Origin of the sequence: Devosia crocina (assembly GCF_900116545.1) — a bacterium.
Classification (GTDB): Bacteria; Pseudomonadota; Alphaproteobacteria; order Rhizobiales; family Devosiaceae; genus Devosia; species Devosia crocina.
Map to the genome: position 1 here is coordinate 42,290 of NZ_FPCK01000004.1, position 15,014 is coordinate 57,303.

At 60.7% G+C, this 15,014-nt stretch carries 14 protein-coding genes and 1 other annotated feature; of the genes, 5 read left to right on the forward strand and 9 right to left on the reverse strand.

All coding sequences use genetic code 11. The annotated features are described in order from the left end of the window. Positions 1-36: 36 nt before the first annotated feature. From BM364_RS16285 to BM364_RS16300, 4 genes are all read right to left on the reverse strand, one after another. Complete coding sequence (locus tag BM364_RS16285; RefSeq protein ID WP_139232613.1) at positions 37-753, reverse strand: helix-turn-helix transcriptional regulator; 717 nt, start codon at positions 751-753, stop codon at positions 37-39. 178 nt (positions 754-931) lie between these two features. Then, on the reverse strand, positions 932-1,933 hold the full coding sequence (locus tag BM364_RS16290) for an Hsp33 family molecular chaperone (RefSeq protein ID WP_092427190.1): 1,002 nt from the start codon (positions 1,931-1,933) through the stop codon (positions 932-934). 197 nt (positions 1,934-2,130) lie between these two features. Next, positions 2,131-3,060 carry an ornithine carbamoyltransferase gene (argF, locus tag BM364_RS16295; protein WP_092426470.1) on the reverse strand — a complete coding sequence of 310 codons (930 nt, stop codon included), beginning with the start codon at positions 3,058-3,060 and terminating at the stop codon, positions 2,131-2,133. Between the two features lie 128 nt (positions 3,061-3,188). After that, entirely contained in the window at positions 3,189-4,388 is a 1,200-nt protein-coding gene (locus tag BM364_RS16300) for an aspartate aminotransferase family protein (protein WP_092427193.1), read from the reverse strand. Positions 4,389-4,772: 384 nt separating this feature from the next. Between BM364_RS16300 and BM364_RS16305 the strand changes: the two genes are divergently transcribed. Both BM364_RS16305 and BM364_RS16310 read left to right on the forward strand, forming a co-directional pair. Next, a complete protein-coding gene (locus BM364_RS16305) occupies positions 4,773-5,324 on the forward strand; it encodes a GcrA family cell cycle regulator (RefSeq protein ID WP_092426472.1) in 552 nt (183 codons plus the stop codon). Between the two features lie 163 nt (positions 5,325-5,487). After that, positions 5,488-5,543: a sequence feature (sul1 is cis-regulatory element that is thought to sense ions involved in sulfur or methionine metabolism; They are found in Alphaproteobacteria), on the forward strand. 69 nt (positions 5,544-5,612) lie between these two features. Beyond that, positions 5,613-7,097, forward strand: a complete 1,485-nt coding sequence (locus BM364_RS16310) for a SulP family inorganic anion transporter (RefSeq protein WP_092426473.1) — start codon at positions 5,613-5,615, stop codon at positions 7,095-7,097. Between the two features lie 30 nt (positions 7,098-7,127). Here the strand turns inward: BM364_RS16310 and BM364_RS16315 are convergent, their stop codons facing one another. After that, positions 7,128-7,394 (reverse strand): hypothetical protein, encoded by a 267-nt coding sequence (locus BM364_RS16315; protein WP_092426475.1) that lies wholly within the window; start codon positions 7,392-7,394, stop codon positions 7,128-7,130. A 149-nt stretch (positions 7,395-7,543) separates the two neighbouring features. Here BM364_RS16315 and polA point away from each other — a divergent pair, with 149 nt between their 5' ends. Continuing rightward, entirely contained in the window at positions 7,544-10,459 is a 2,916-nt protein-coding gene (gene polA, locus BM364_RS16320; RefSeq protein WP_092426476.1) for a DNA polymerase I, read from the forward strand. A gap of 66 nt (positions 10,460-10,525) precedes the next feature. Beyond that, positions 10,526-11,134, forward strand: coding sequence for a hypothetical protein (locus tag BM364_RS16325; protein WP_244542920.1), 609 nt, complete (start codon positions 10,526-10,528; stop codon positions 11,132-11,134). Here the strand turns inward: BM364_RS16325 and BM364_RS18625 are convergent. The 3 genes from BM364_RS18625 to BM364_RS16335 form a co-directional block, all read right to left on the reverse strand. Continuing rightward, positions 11,121-11,423, reverse strand: a complete 303-nt coding sequence (locus tag BM364_RS18625; protein WP_210186457.1) for a winged helix-turn-helix domain-containing protein — start codon at positions 11,421-11,423, stop codon at positions 11,121-11,123. The two genes, BM364_RS16325 and BM364_RS18625, sit on opposite strands and share 14 nt — an antisense overlap. Before the next feature lie 260 nt (positions 11,424-11,683). Next, entirely contained in the window at positions 11,684-12,049 is a 366-nt protein-coding gene (locus BM364_RS16330) for an endonuclease domain-containing protein (protein WP_092426478.1), read from the reverse strand. A gap of 207 nt (positions 12,050-12,256) precedes the next feature. Further along, positions 12,257-12,541: a hypothetical protein gene (locus BM364_RS16335; protein ID WP_092426479.1), complete on the reverse strand. Its 285-nt coding sequence runs from the start codon at positions 12,539-12,541 to the stop codon at positions 12,257-12,259. 195 nt (positions 12,542-12,736) lie between these two features. On the opposite strand from BM364_RS16335, the gene BM364_RS16340 reads away from it, so the two are divergent. Further along, the gene (locus BM364_RS16340; protein ID WP_092426481.1) at positions 12,737-12,994 is read left to right on the forward strand and encodes a hypothetical protein; all 258 of its coding nucleotides are present in this window, start codon (positions 12,737-12,739) and stop codon (positions 12,992-12,994) included. 38 nt (positions 12,995-13,032) lie between these two features. Here the strand turns inward: BM364_RS16340 and BM364_RS16345 are convergent, their stop codons facing one another. After that, positions 13,033-14,829, reverse strand: coding sequence for an ABC transporter ATP-binding protein (locus tag BM364_RS16345; RefSeq protein ID WP_092426482.1), 1,797 nt, complete (start codon positions 14,827-14,829; stop codon positions 13,033-13,035). Positions 14,830-15,014: the final 185 nt, after the last annotated feature.

A 15,014-nucleotide genomic window follows, 5' to 3' on the forward strand; every position in this document is an offset into this window, starting at 1 on the left:
ACCCTAGATCGAGGGGGATAGCTGTCTCGGGCGAGGCTAGAGCGTGATGAGCTTGTGCCGGATCGCCTCGACCACAGTGTGTAGCCGGTTACTGGTGCCGAGGCGCCTTTGCGCGTTTTCGCAATGCTGATTGACCGTGCGGACGCTGAGGCCGGTGATCCCTGCGATGTCTGAAGCGGTTTTACCTGCGGCAACCCACTTAAGCACTTCTGCTTCGCGGGGTGTAATGGCCCGCCGCACGCCATCTTGACCGAGTGTATGCAGAAAGCGCATGCGGCCATGGGCGTAAAGCGCCAGCATATGCAGCTCGAGCCTGTTCTTGTCATCGAGAGCGGCGGTCTTGCCGACCAGGGAAACCACGCCCTGCATGCCGCCCTCGAGATGCACTGGCACGCAGAGCCCCTGATGCATGTCGAAATCGCGGGCTTCTTCCATCACCTGCCGGGCACCACGATCGCGCTCCCGGTCATAGGGAGCCGCCGACCAGTCGAATGGCAGGGTGGTTGCAAAGCAATGACGCGCCACTGGATCGAGATGCACATAGCCCAGCGAAGTATAGCGGGCATACCACTCACTGTCCCAGCCCGAAAGCAAGACGAAGGGCCGCACATCAAGGCCTCGATCAGGTAGTCCTGAAATAATGAATTTGCTGAAGCCGTAATCACCAATGGCCTCAAGCATCACGGCATGCACACCCTGCCCACTTTCCTGGCGCTGCAGAGTTTCGATGGTCGACATCAAGTCGGCGTTCACGTGGCCAATACCCCATTGGCTGATTGACGCTAATTCTGCCAATACTTGAAAAAAATACAAGACGGTGTTTTTGGCGCAAGGAGAACACCCGCTCTCCCCAATGCTTGTACCCCAAAGCAGTTTCGGCGCCCTCAGGCGCCGAAATCATCAACCAGTTCTTGATCTCGTCGACCAGCCACTAGTGCTTGGCGTGGAACTGATGCGGGTTGAACCGGTATGCGGTCGAACAGAACTCACACACTACCTCGATCTCTCCATCCACCGCCATGTCGCCGCGTTCTTCATCGGTAAAGCTGTTGGCCAGCATTTCCTCGATGCGATCGGCCGAGCAGGTGCACCGTTCCTCCAGCGCCAGAGCCGGAAACACGCGCACGCCCGTCTCGTGGTACAGCCGGAACAGGAGCCGCTCGGGCGACACCTCGGGATCGGCGAGCTCGATATCTTCCACCGTGTTGAGCATGGACCGGGCCTCGGTCCAGCCATCGGCCTCGACGAAATCAGGATCAGCCGTTTCCGGATTGGAAAAGTCGCCATCGCCCGGCAGGTCCGGCATGCGCGCGATCCCGCTTGGCGGCAGATGCTGAATCAGCATGCCGCCGGCGCGCCAGCGCGGACGGTGATCGCCGCGCGTCGTCATCTGCGCAACGGCCAGGCGCACCTGGGTTGGGATCTGCTCGGACTGGAGAAAGTAGTTATGCGCCACATCCTCGAGCCCATTGCCATCCAGCGCTACGATGCCCTGATACCGCTCGGTATGGGGCCCCTGGTCGATGGTCATGGCAAGGTGCCCCTTGCCCAGCATCTCGGCCGGGCGGGTCTTGCCCTCTTCGGCCCACTTGACCACCATGTCATGGTCAAAGCGCGCATAGCCGCGAATGCCGTCCGGCGCGTCGAAATCGACCACGATCAGGTTCACCGGCCCATCGGTCTGGGTCTGCATGATGAACCGCCCCTCGAACTTGAGCGAGGAGCCGATCAGCGAGGTCAACACCACCGCCTCCCCCAGCAGCCGCGCCACCGGGGCTGGATAGTTGTGCCGGCTCAGGATCGCATCAAGCGCGGGGCCAAGATGCACGATGCGCCCCCGCGTATCGAGCTTTTCGAGCGTAAAGGGCACCACGGCATCGTCGCCAGTCTCGGGGCGATCAAGGCCCATGGCGGAGAGAAAGCTTTCGGTCATGGTCGTCGGGTCCGTGGTCATTCGGTTTCTTTCATCGTGGCGCAGGGCCGGGGCCGACACAACCTGCTCATTTCACGAAACCACCCTGTCGCGCCCGCAGGAGCGAGAAGCCTCTGTTCCACAAGCGGAAACGGAGTCTCCCGCTTTCGCGGGGGTGACAGAAGTGGTTTGCCCGAAATGCAGCGCGCGTGGCGCGTCTAGTTGGTCGCGACCCCGAAGGCCCAGCACAAAACAGCTTTTTGAGCGTGGAGGCGATTTTCGGCCTCGTCGAACACCACCGACTGGGGACCATCGATCACCTCGTCGGTCACCTCGTCGCCGCGATGGGCGGGCAGGCAGTGCATAAACAGGGCGTCCTTATCAGCCAGAGCCATTAGATTGGTGTTGACCTGATAGGGTTTCAAGACCCGGCGGCGCTCGGCAGCGTCGACGTCACCCATCGACACCCAGGTATCGGTGATAACGAGATCGGCGCCTTCGACAGCTTCACGCGGATCTTCGATCAGCCTCGCAAATTTGCCGGCGCGCTGAATGTCCTGCATGAGGTCTTTCTCGGGGCTATATTCGTCTGGCACGGCGATGGTCAGTTCGCACTCGAAAAGCTCGGCCGCGTTGACCCAGGAATGAAGCACATTATTGCTGTCGCCGACCCAGGCGATCTTGGCGCCGCGAACATCGCCGCGATGCTCCTCGAAGGTCAGCAGATCCGCCATGATCTGACACGGATGGGCGCGCCGCGTCAGGCCGTTGATCACCGGCACGGTGGCGGCTTCTGCCAGTTCGAGCAGATCGGCGTGGGAAAGGATGCGGATCATGATGGCATCCACATAGCGGCTCATCACCTGGGCGGTGTCCGCCAGGGTTTCCTCGCGCGACAACTGCATCTCCTGGCCGGAGAGCATAAGCGTTTCCCCGCCCAGCTGGCGCATGCCGACATCGAAGGAAACGCGGGTGCGGGTCGACTGGCGCTCGAAGATCATCGCCAGGACCTTGTCCTTGAGCAGCTGTGGCCGATCGCCGTCCTTGAGGCGCGTCTTGAGCGCCAGGGCCTGATCCAGCATGGCGCGCAGTTCGCCATAGGAAAAATCGTCGATCGACAGGAAATGATTGGGGGTGCCGGTCGTCATGGGCCGGGCTCCTTTTGACGTATATGAATTGGGTGGCCGAAGCCGCGTCTGGTCCGTTCCACCCTAGAGGGGCGGAGGAAACAGGCCGCGTCGCCGACGCCCAAAGTGATAAAACGTCAACATGACGGTCAGCTCGCTGCCGGAGGAGTAGCCGCTTCCGCATCGATGGCATCGAACGCGGCGGCAACCTTGCCCAGGGCCTCCTCGATATCGGCTTCGGAAACGATCAGCGGCGGCAGGAAGCGCAGCACATTGTCGCCCGCGCTCATGGCGAGCAGCTGATGGTCGTCGCGCAGGCGCGAAACCATGTCGCGCACCGGCGTGGCGATCTTGATGCCGGCCAGCAGGCCCTTGCCGCGAATTTCGAGCACGTGATCGGGATATTTCTGCGCCAATTGCTGGAGGTGCCAAGAGAGGCGCTGCCCCATCTCGTTGACCCGGTTGATGAAGCCGGGGGCCAGGATCCGGTCGAGCACCGCATTGCCGACGGCTGTCGCTAGCGGATTCCCGCCATAGGTCGAGCCATGCGTGCCCGGCACCATGGAAGCGGCAACATCGCCCTTGGCAAGGCAGGCGCCGAGGGGGAAGCCGCCGCCGATTGCCTTGGCCACAGCAACGATATCGGGCGTGATGCCGCTCCACTCGAAGGCGAAGAAGCGGCCGGTCCGGGCAAAGCCGCACTGCACCTCATCAAGAATGAGCAGCAGGCCGTTCTCGTCGCAGAGCTGGCGCAGCCCCTGCATGAATTCGCTCGTCATGGCCGTGACCCCGCCCTCGCCCTGAACGGGCTCGATCAGGATGGCGCAGGTGTGCGGTCCGACCAGCGCCTTGACGCTGTCGAGATCGCCTGGATTCGCATGCTTGAAGCCAGGAGCTGCGGGACCGAAGCCTTGCAGGTAATCGGGATTGCCGCCTGCCGCGATGGTACCGAGCGTGCGGCCGTGGAAGGAGCCGGTAAAGGCGATCACCTCATAGCGCTCTTGCTCTCCCTTGGCCCAGAAATAGTGCCGCGCCGTCTTGATGGCGCATTCGAGCGCCTCGGCGCCAGAATTGGTGAAGAAGACCGCATCGGCGAACGTTGCGTCGACGAGCCGCTGGCCCAGCCGCTCCTGCTCGGGAATGGTGAACGTATTGGCCGTGTGCCAGACCTTGTCCGCCGCCGCCTTGAGCGCGCTCACCAGATGCGCATCGCCGTGGCCGAGCGCATTGACGGCAACCCCGGAGTGGAAATCGAGATATTCCCGCCCATGCTGGTCGAACAGGCGCATGCCTTCGCCTCGTTCGAAAGCGAGTTCGGAACGGGCGTAGGTGCCATAGAGCGCAGACATGGAGGCTCCCCTTTCAAGCATTGGGAGATGGGACGAAGGACCGTGGCAAAGCTGCCACACAAACCAAAAACGCGCCCCTCTGACAGCGCGTTTGGTGTGAAGAAATACGGCGATTTCACGCGGCAAGTCAACGCTGTCGCTACCAAGTGCCTGATTTGACTCAATGATTGTTAGTGGAAAATTAACCACTGATTTCGGGGGGAAAAACGGGCCCGACTCTTGATCCCGATTCCACGCCTGTCGTAGTCTAGCGCTCGTTGGGAACACGATATCTCGTGTGGCGGACCCACTCAGCATACGAGCTGTAGAGTCGAAAGGCTGCCAGGCCACTTTGGCGGCGTGAGAGAGGATTCTAGGTTGACGACAGTTACTGGAGCGCAATCGATGGGCTGGACCGACGAGCGCGTCGAACTCTTGAAAAAACTCTGGATGGAAGGGCTGAGTGCCAGCCAGATTGCCGCCGAACTGGGCGAAGGAGTGACCCGCAATGCCGTGATCGGCAAGGTGCACCGCCTCAAGCTTTCTGCCCGCGCCAAACCCACCAATACCACGCCCCGCGCCCGGCCCGCACCGCGCCAGGCACCCCGCCGCCCGGCTGGACCCAGCGCTGCACCGGCAGCGGTGAGTCCTATGGCTTCTGCCGCCAAGCCCCGTCCCGCCATGCCCCGCCCGCAGGTGATGGGCGCCACGGCCCTTGCCATGACACCCGATCTTGAAACCGAGTTCTATGTCGCTCCAGCAACCAACGAGCTCTTTATCCCGGAAGACAAGCGCCTCTCGCTGCTCCAGCTCAACGAACACACCTGCAAGTGGCCGATTGGCGATCCGCTGACCAAGGATTTTTATTTCTGCGGCCAGCATAGCCTCGAAACCGGCCCCTATTGCGACTTCCACTCCCGCCGGGCCTATCACCAGCTCGACAAGAAGAAGCGCTGAGTATTTTTCGCTATTGCAGTTTCCAAGGGCGCCACGGGCGCCCTTTTCATTTTCGCCAGCCTGTCCCAGACCAACCCTCTATCAGCAAAGCTCAGGCGGGTAACCGTGCGCCCACACAGCTCTTGCCACCCTGCCATCGATCTGCCAGAACCCCTCCATTCATCCTGGACCCGGTGCAATTCCGGGTGGCTCTTCCGGCCGCCGATCCGCCGGATACTCAAGCAAAGCTAAATCCAGCCCCGTCCGCTCGCTCCCCAGCGAGGCGACCGCTAGCTCCTTGTGTGTTCAATGACCTTTGTCCAAACTCTGCGCCGTGACTGGCTTTCCAATATCCGTGGCGATGTGCTCTCCGGCATCGTCGTCGCGCTTGCACTCATTCCTGAAGCCATCGGCTTTTCCATTATTGCCGGCGTCGACCCCAAAGTGGGGCTCTATGCCTCGGTTGTCATCGCCATCGTGATCTCCTTTGCCGGCGGCCGGCCTGCCATGATTTCGGCAGCCACCGCAGCCACGGCCGTGCTGTTCGGCGCTCTGGTGCGCGAACATGGGCTCGAATACCTGCTCGCCGCCACTATTCTCGCTGGCGTCATTCAGATCGTACTCGGCTGGCTGCGGATCGGCTATGTCATGCGCTTTGTGTCGCGATCGGTGATGACCGGCTTCGTCAATGCGCTTGCCATCCTGATCTTCATGGCGCAGCTGCCCGAACTGATCGGGGTCACCTGGCAGACCTATGCGATGATCGCGGCAGGCCTTGCCATCATCTATCTCTTTCCCCATATCACACGCGCCATTCCTTCGCCGCTCGTCTGCATTCTGGTTCTGACCGCCGCTGCGCTGATCTTCGGGATCGACACACGTTCGGTCGCCGATCTCGGGGAATTGCCCGACGCACTGCCGCTGCTGCTCATGCCGAACGTGCCGCTCAATTTCGAAACGCTCTCCATCATCTTCCCGACCTCCTTCGCCATCGCCGCCGTCGGTCTTCTCGAAAGCCTTCTGACCGCCTCGGTCGTGGATGGCATGACCGATACCAAGAGCGACAAGAACCGCGAAAGCGTCGGCCAGGGCATCGCCAATATCGCTTCGGGCTTTTTCGGCGGGATGGCGGGCTGCGCGATGATCGGGCAATCGGTGATCAACGTAAAATCGGGTGGCCGCACGCGCCTCTCCACCTTTGTCGCCGGCGCCTTTTTGCTGTTCCTGCTGCTCGTTCTTGGCGAATGGGTGGGGCTCATCCCCATGCCGGCACTGGTCGCCATCATGATCATGGTGTCGATCGGGACCTTTTCCTGGAGCTCGCTCACCGATCTCGCCCACCATCCGCGCCGTTCAAGCCTTGTCATGCTCGCAACCGTCGTCACGGTTGTGGGAACGCATAACCTGGCGCTCGGCGTTGGTGTGGGCGTCTTGCTGTCGGGATTGTTCTTTGCCTGGAAGGTCAGCCAGATCTTCCGCGTCAGCACGGCGCTGAGCGAAGACGGGCGGGAGCGCACCTATGCCATCGAGGGGCAACTCTTCTTTGCCTCGGCTGACGAGTTCCTCGACACGTTCGACTTCGCCGAACCACTTGCCCGCGTTCGCCTTGATCTCACCCGCGCCCATATCTGGGACCTCACCGGGGTCAATGCGCTCGACAAGGCCGTGCTGAAGTTCCGCCGCGCCGGGGTCGAAGTCGAGGTCGTGGGACTGAATGAAGCCAGCAGCACCATCATGGACAAGTTCGCCATGCATAACCGGCCAGATGCCATGGAAAAGGTGCTCGGCCACTAGCAAACGAAAAGGGCGCCCCCAGCGCCCTTTTCATCCCAGAACGGCCATCGGCTTGTCGGCCGGATCGCGCCCGATCACCACTGGCAGCCCATGACGCTCGGCCATCACCAGCCGCCCAAGCCGTGTCATGCGCAGGCCCTGCGGCGTGATCACCGCCACTTTGTGAAAACACAGCGCCCGCTGGATCAGCCATTCCACATCCCGCTGCGGCCCGGCGAGCATGGCCAGCATGACGAGTTGTTCGGGCATGTTGAGCTGGTTCCAGGCGATCCGGTCCCGCTTGGTTGAAAACTGCATTCTGGCCTCCGCACTGGCACCTCATGTGGTTCAGCAACGTCGCGAACGCGGCACAAGTTGCGCTGTGCATTTTACCCTTCGACGATTCCGGGTACCGTCTTTGTTCCCGAGCCATTAAAGTCGCCGCCGCAAACCAAGGGAATCGTCTCATGCATCTGCTGCTCGTCGATGGCTCGGGCTATATCTTCCGCGCCTTCCACGCCCTGCCGCCGCTCAATCGCAAGTCAGATGGCTTGCCGGTCGGCTGCGTCCAGGGGTTCTGCAACATGCTGTTCAAGCTCACCCAGGACATGGATGGCGAGGATGCGCCCACCCATATGGCCGTCATTTTCGACGCCAAGGGCAAGACTTTTCGCGATGACATGTATCCCGATTACAAGGCCCAACGCCCGCCCGCGCCTGAAGAGCTGGTGCCGCAATTCCCCCTGACCCGCTCGGCCACCCGCGCCTTTTCCATCCCCTCGATCGAAATGGAGGGCTGGGAGGCCGACGACATCATGGCAACCTATGCCTGCATGGCGCGCGCGCAGAGTTTCAAGGTCACCATCGCCTCCTCCGACAAGGATCTGATGCAGCTTGTCGAGTCCGATGGCTCGATCCGCCTTCTCGACACCATCCCCCGCCCCGGCCAGCCGCCGCTCAGGTGGATCGGCCCTGAGGAAGTGTTCACCAAATTCGGCGTCACGCCCGACAAGGTCATCGATGTGCAGGCGCTGTGCGGCGACAGCGTCGACAACGTTCCCGGCGTGCCCGGCATCGGGGTGAAGACCGCGGCCGAGCTCATCAATACCTATGGCAATCTCGAAACCCTGCTGGAACGCGCCGGCGAGATCAAGCAGCCGGCCCGCCGCCAGAAGCTGATCGACAATGCCGAACTGGCCCGCATTTCCAAAAAGCTCGTGACGCTCGAACAGGCTGTGCCGGTCGAGATCGACCTCGACGGCCTCGTCCGCCAGCCGATTTCGCCGGGAACGCTCTTTCCGTTTCTGAAAGCGATGGAATTTGCCACCATCACCAAGCGCCTCGCCGGTCTCCTCGAGGCCAATCCCGATGATTTCGAGGCCGATCCGGACCTGCGCGCCGGCGGCGCCTCGGCTCCGCCATCGCTTAAATCCACTTCGCTCTCGGTCGCCAAGGCAAAGCTTGCCGCGCAAACCGTGCCCGGCACCGGCCCTGCCCGCTTTGCCGCCGAAGAGCATGCGCGCGTCAAAGCCGTCCCGGTCAATTATGACGATTATGAAATCGTCTCGACCCCCGAGCACCTCGCCCAATGGGTGCAAAAGATCTGGGACACGGGCTATGTGTCGATCGACACCGAAACCACCGGCCTCGATCCGCAATCAGCCGATCTTGTCGGCATCTGCCTTTCCACCAAAATCGGCGAAGGCTGCTACATTCCGATCGGCCATACCCTGCCCGGCGATCTTCTCGCCGGCGGCGGTCTCGTCGAGGGCCAGTTGCCGATCCGCGACGTGCTCGAGGCGCTCAAACCCGTCATCGAGGCGCCCTCGATCCTCAAGATCGGGCAGAACATCAAATACGACATGGAAATCTTCTGGCGCTACGGCATCGACCTATCGCCCATCGAAGACACAATGCTCATGTCCTATGCACTCGATGGCCCGCGCTATAATGGCATGGACGTGCTCGCCGATCATTGGCTCGACCACAAGTGCATTTCCTTTACTTCGCTCGCCGGCACCGGCAAGGCACAAAAAACCTTCGACCAGCTCGAAATTCCCGCCGCTGCCCGCTATGCCGCCGAGGATGCCGACGTTACCCTCAGGCTCTGGCACGTCTTGAAGCCGCGCTTGTCGGCAGAAAACGCCACGACGCTCTATGAAACGCTCGAGCGCCCGCTCGCCCCGGTCCTTGCCCGCATGGAAGCGCGGGGCATCACCGTCGACCGGCAGATTCTCGCCCGCCTTTCCGGTGATTTCTCGCAGCGCGCCGCTGCCTTCGAAGCGGAGGCCCATGAACTGGCCGGCCAGAGTTTCAATCTCGGCTCTCCCAAGCAATTGGGCGAAATTCTCTTTGACAAGATGGGGATCGAGGGCGGCACCAAGACCAAGACCGGCGCCTGGTCGACCGGCGCCGATGTGCTCGAAGACCTCGCCCTCAAGGGCGTGCCGCTCGCGCGTACCATCGTCGATTGGCGCCAGCTCACCAAATTGAAGGGCACCTATACCGATGCCCTCCCCACCTATATGAACCCGCGCACCGGCCGCGTGCACACATCCTACAGTCAAGCGTCCGTCCTTACCGGACGTCTGTCTTCCAACGACCCGAACCTGCAAAACATTCCCGTGCGCACTGCCGATGGGCGGAAAATCCGCACTGCCTTCGTCGCCGCGCCCGGCAAGACGCTGATCTCGGCCGATTATTCCCAGATCGAATTGCGCGTCCTTGCCCATATCGCCGATATCCAGGCCCTCAAGGACGCCTTCGAGGAAGGTCTCGACATTCACGCCATGACGGCGTCGGAAATGTTCAACGTGCCCGTCGAAGGCATGCCGAGCGATGTCCGCCGCCGCGCCAAGGCCATCAATTTCGGCATCATCTACGGCATCTCCGCCTTCGGCCTTGCCAACCAGCTCGGCATCGAGCGCTCGGTCGCCGGGGAATACATAAAGACCTATTTCGAGCGTTTCCCCGGCATTCGCGACTACATGGACGCCCAAAAAACCAAGGTCAAAGCCGACGGTTACGTCACCACCATCTTTGGCCGCAAAATCCAGTTCCCCAACGCCAATTCCGGCAATCCCAGCGAACGCAGTTTTGTCGAACGCGCCAGCATCAACGCCCCCATCCAGGGCTCTGCCGCCGATATCATCCGGCGGGCGATGATCCGCATGGAGCCGGAATTGCGAAGGGCAAAAATCGAAGCCGACATGCTGCTGCAGGTCCATGACGAACTGATTTTTGAAGTGCCCGAAGGGACGGAAGAGGTCGCGATCCCGGTGATCAAGACGGTGATGGAGAACGCGGCAGAGCCGGCGGTGAGATTGTCAGTGCCGATCCAGGTGGATGCGCACGCGGCGAAGAACTGGGATGAGGCGCATTGATCCCGCGCACCAATTGATGCCGCTTATGGTTAACTCAATGTAAACACATCAGTGTTGATAGATGATATGACGGAGGCGCTGGCCATGGACGCAACTTATCATTTGAGTGGTGGATACAAGCCAACACTGAAGCGCTTTGCCGATTTGGACGGACCGGACTACTTTCCGACTCCGAAGTGGGCCACTTTTGCATTACTCGACAATGAAAAATTTTCGGGAGACGTCTGGGAAAGCGCTTGTGGCGATGGCGCCATGTCCAGTGTGCTGTCGGAATTTGGTCTGAACGTTTTTAGTTCTGACCTCTATCAGCGTGGTTTCGGCGAGGCGGGAATAGACTTCCTAAACAATGACATCACATCAGAAAACATCATAACTAATCCCCCATACAACAGTGCAGAGGGCTTCGTTCAGCAGGGGCTCAAGAAGAGCACCAAGAAATTTGCACTTTTGTTGCGGCTTGCCTTTCTTGAAGGGGCGAACCGAAATCGTAGCATATTTTCTACCAACCCACCTGCAAGGGTGTGGGTATTCAGCGAGCGCATCACTTTTTACCCGGCCGGGATGGAAGCTAAGAGCTCAGGCACCACTGCTTACGCGTGGTTTGTCTGGGACAAAGACGCTCAAGGTACAGAGCTTTGCTGGTTAAAGCCTGGGTACAAGGCTAAATTCCGCTGACCTTTTTTCTTCCCCTGTCGGTGATGCGCAAGCTACCTCGGCTAGGTGCAGTTAAGTAACCTTCCGCAATATAGTTACCCTCATTTATCGAGTGCGACTTGATGTTGCGAAGCCTTTGTTCCCACATCTGCTCATTGGGGCGCTTGAAGGATTGCTCTTGATCATGTGCTGACAACTGCACATGTTCGGGGATCCTAGTCCGAAGAAACGACAGTTTTGCCTCACCACTCACAGTGCCCGAAAGAATAATAAGAACTGCTTCGGCAATTTCGTTCTCAGTAACGTCCACGTCACGACTCGCACAGATGGAGATCTAGAGAATAGATGCTCAAGAATCTGTCTCATGCAAGATAATGTTCTGGTCAGACCACCAAATCCAGTGGACCAATGCCAGCTACGAGATATCACTGCAGAGATCTGAGGTGATATTGACCGCATTTCTAGAAGAAGCCCCCCACCCGGCCTCCCCCTCCAGAAGGGGGAGGAGAAGAGGGGATCGCAGGAGCCTCAGCTCTCTCGATCGGTCCCTCCCTCTTCTGGAGGGGGAGGCTAGGAGGGGGTGCTTTTTGAGCCCGGCTCACCCAAAATCCCACTCAGTACCCCAAACACCCCCTCGGCATTGTCCATCACTTCGGCGTTGGTAAACCGCAACACGCGAAAACGGCGGCTTTCGAGGAAGGCGGTGCGCTCGGTGTCGCGGATCATGCCGTCTTCAGAATAGTGGGTGTCGCCGTCGATCTCGACGATCAGCTTGGCTGGCTTGCAGACGAAATCCACGATGTAGGGACCGAGGGGCGCCTGGCGTCGCCAGTGGAGGCCGGCGTCGCGCCAAGGCTGGAGGATGACCCAGAAGCGCCGCTCGGGCGCGGTTTGCTCGCGCCGGAGTTTTCGGGCGAAGGTGACCGGGTCGTCCATGGGGGCTCCTTCCTGGAAGGATAGCATTGGGGAGGAAGAAGTGTACCCCCTCCTTAGCCTCCCCCTCCAGAAGGGGGAGGGATCTGCCGACGGCTCACAAATGTCTCGGCAGGAGCGAATTGGTCCGATTTCAGAAGATCCGGAGAAGGTTCGGCAAACTCGATCTGTCCCTCCCCCTTCTGGAGGGGGAGGCTAGGTGGGGGTCTTCTACCCCCGCATCACCTCCGCCGCCGCATTGAGCCGGTCGACGCTTACCGCGTTCCAGTTCTCTACCGCATCTCGCGCTGCCGCTTCCCGCCGCACGAACGCTTCAATCCGCTCATGCCCGATTTCGTCGAGCAGGTGCCGGATGGGGGACCACATGGTCCAGATGGGGTTGATCATCCGCATATGCAGACGATCATTGGTGATGTCGAAGGTGACATTGGCCGAGCGCGCCAGGTCGAGGAATTCGGCGACATGGGCGTCGGTCATGGGTTCGGAATAAGCCATGGGGCTGCCTCGTATTTGATTTAAATACAATGCCTTGCCACCGCCCGGGCTCCAAAAGCCTGGGGTTATGGTGAATGGAGCGTTAAGAGTGGAGTGTTGGTGCGGATGCGGAAACCCCAAAGTTGATCGCGATCACACCTGGCAACCCTGGCGCCTGCGAGCCGTTGCGCCCTTGAGGGCCGATAGGAGGAAGCCATGCAGCAATCCAATCACGAGACTCGCGGCACCGAAAAGACGACGCAAGGCGCCCGCACCCGCGAACAGCAGAAAGACCTTTTCGAAGGGCGTGAAAAGCAGGAGGGGGTAGAGGTCGACACCGATCAAAAGCCCCTTGCCCAGGCGCGCGAGGATATCGAGCAGCCGGCCGGGGAATACGAGATTTCCAATGGTGACCGCTCGATCCAGCGCGGCGTTAATGACCGCGGCGAGCACGACAAGAAGCGCGGCCACTAAAGCAGAAGCCCGCGGATCGCTCCGCGGGCTTCTCGTTGTTAGGCCACAAGACCCTTGGTCAATTCCAGCGCCTGGCGCTCGAACAACCGGCGATAGATGCCGCCCTGGAGCCGGATCAGGGCTTCGTGATTGCCCTCCTCGACGATGCGGCCCTTGTCGAAGACAAGCAGCCGATCGAGGGCCCGGACGGTGGACAGGCGGTGGGCGATGACAAGCGTCGTGCGTCCCACCATCAGCCGCTCCATCGCCTCCTGGATCATCACCTCGCTCTCGCTATCAAGGCTCGAAGTAGCCTCGTCGAGAATGAGGATCGGGGCATCGGCCAGAAACGCCCGGGCAATGGCAACGCGCTGGCGCTCCCCGCCCGAGAGCTTTACGCCCCGCTCACCCACCAGCGTTTCATATTGCTTGGGCAGGTTCATGATGAACTCATGCGCATTGGCCTGGGTGGCCGCCGCGATGATTTCGGCACGGCTCGCCTCGGGCCGGCCATAGGCGATGTTCTCGGCCAGCGTCCGGTGAAACAGGATCGGCTCCTGCTGCACGATGGCGATCTGGCCGCGAAGGCTCGCCTGCCCGAACTCGGCGATGTTCTGCCCATCGATAGTGATAGCGCCCTCGTTGATGTCATAGAGCCGCTGGATCAGCTTGACGAAGGTCGTCTTGCCAGATCCCGAATGCCCTACAAGCCCGACCCGCTCGCCCGGCTTTATGGCGACGGAAAAATCGCGATAAAGCGGGGTCGGATGGCTGCCATAGCGGAAGGTAACACGGTCGAAGTTGATCGCACCTTGCTCAATCGTAATGGCTCCGGCCCCCGGCCGGTCCTCGACACCCAGCGGCATGCTGTTCAAAGCCACCAGTTCTTCCATGTCGTTGACCGAACGCTGGAGATTTCTGATGTGCATGCCGACGTCGCGCAGATATCCCTGCAGCACGAAGAACATGGCAAGGACGAAGGTGATGTCGCCGGCCGAAGCCAGGCCTTGCGTCCACATATAAAGGCCCGTGCCCAGAATGCCGGCCTGCATCAGGGTCATCAGCAGACCCTGGATGGTGCCGTTGAGCGTGCCGCGCTTCCAGGTCCGGCGGGTGCGCGTGTCCCACTTGGAGAGGACATGGCGCAGCCGCCCCTCTTCGCGCGTTTCGGCGCCAAAAGCCTTGACCACCGAATTGCAGCTCACGGCATCCGCCAGCGCCCCGCCGAGGCGCGTGTCCCAGGCATTGGCAAGGCTTGCCGCCGGGGCGACATAGCCCACCGACATAAGGACGGTGAACCCGATATAGATGACCGACCCCACGGCGACGACGAGCCCCATCACCGGCCAATAAGAGCCGAGCAGGATCGAGGCGCCGACCAGCATGACAAAGCTCGGCAACAGCGCGACCAGCAAGATATCGTTAAGCGCATCGAGCGCCCACATGCCGCGCGTCACCTTGCGCACGGTCGAGCCGGCAAAGCTGTTGGCGTGCCAGTCGGTCGAAAAGCGCTGCACGCGATAAAAGCCGTCATTGACGATCTCGGCCATCATTTTCAGCGTCAGCTTGATGATGGCGTGGAAAACGAAAAAGCGCAGCACGACGCTGGTCAGCCCGAGAGCGGCAACCGTGGCAAAGGCGGTCAGCGCCCCATTAAGCGCCTCGTCGTCGCCGATGGAAATAGCGTCGACGATGCGGCCCGAAAACATCGGTACCATGACTTCGGCGATCGTCGCGATCATGACGAGACCGGCAATCAGGGCGATGCGCTTTGGCTGATGGGCCCAGTGACGGAAGGTGAAGCCGAGCACTTTTCTGAAGGCATCGGCACGAAAATCGAGTTTCTTGCGACTCATTCTGGCAGTCCGGTCCCGTTCTCCGGCAACCGGCTCCTCAAACAAGGATATGAAAGGGCGCAAAACGGACCGGGAAAGACAATGACCCTGCCGGGCTGGTCTATTCTGCGAAAAAGGGAAAAACCGCAGGCGGCTGGCCTAAACGGCGGGCCGCGGATGGCAAGGACCTAACGTCGGCCGATGCC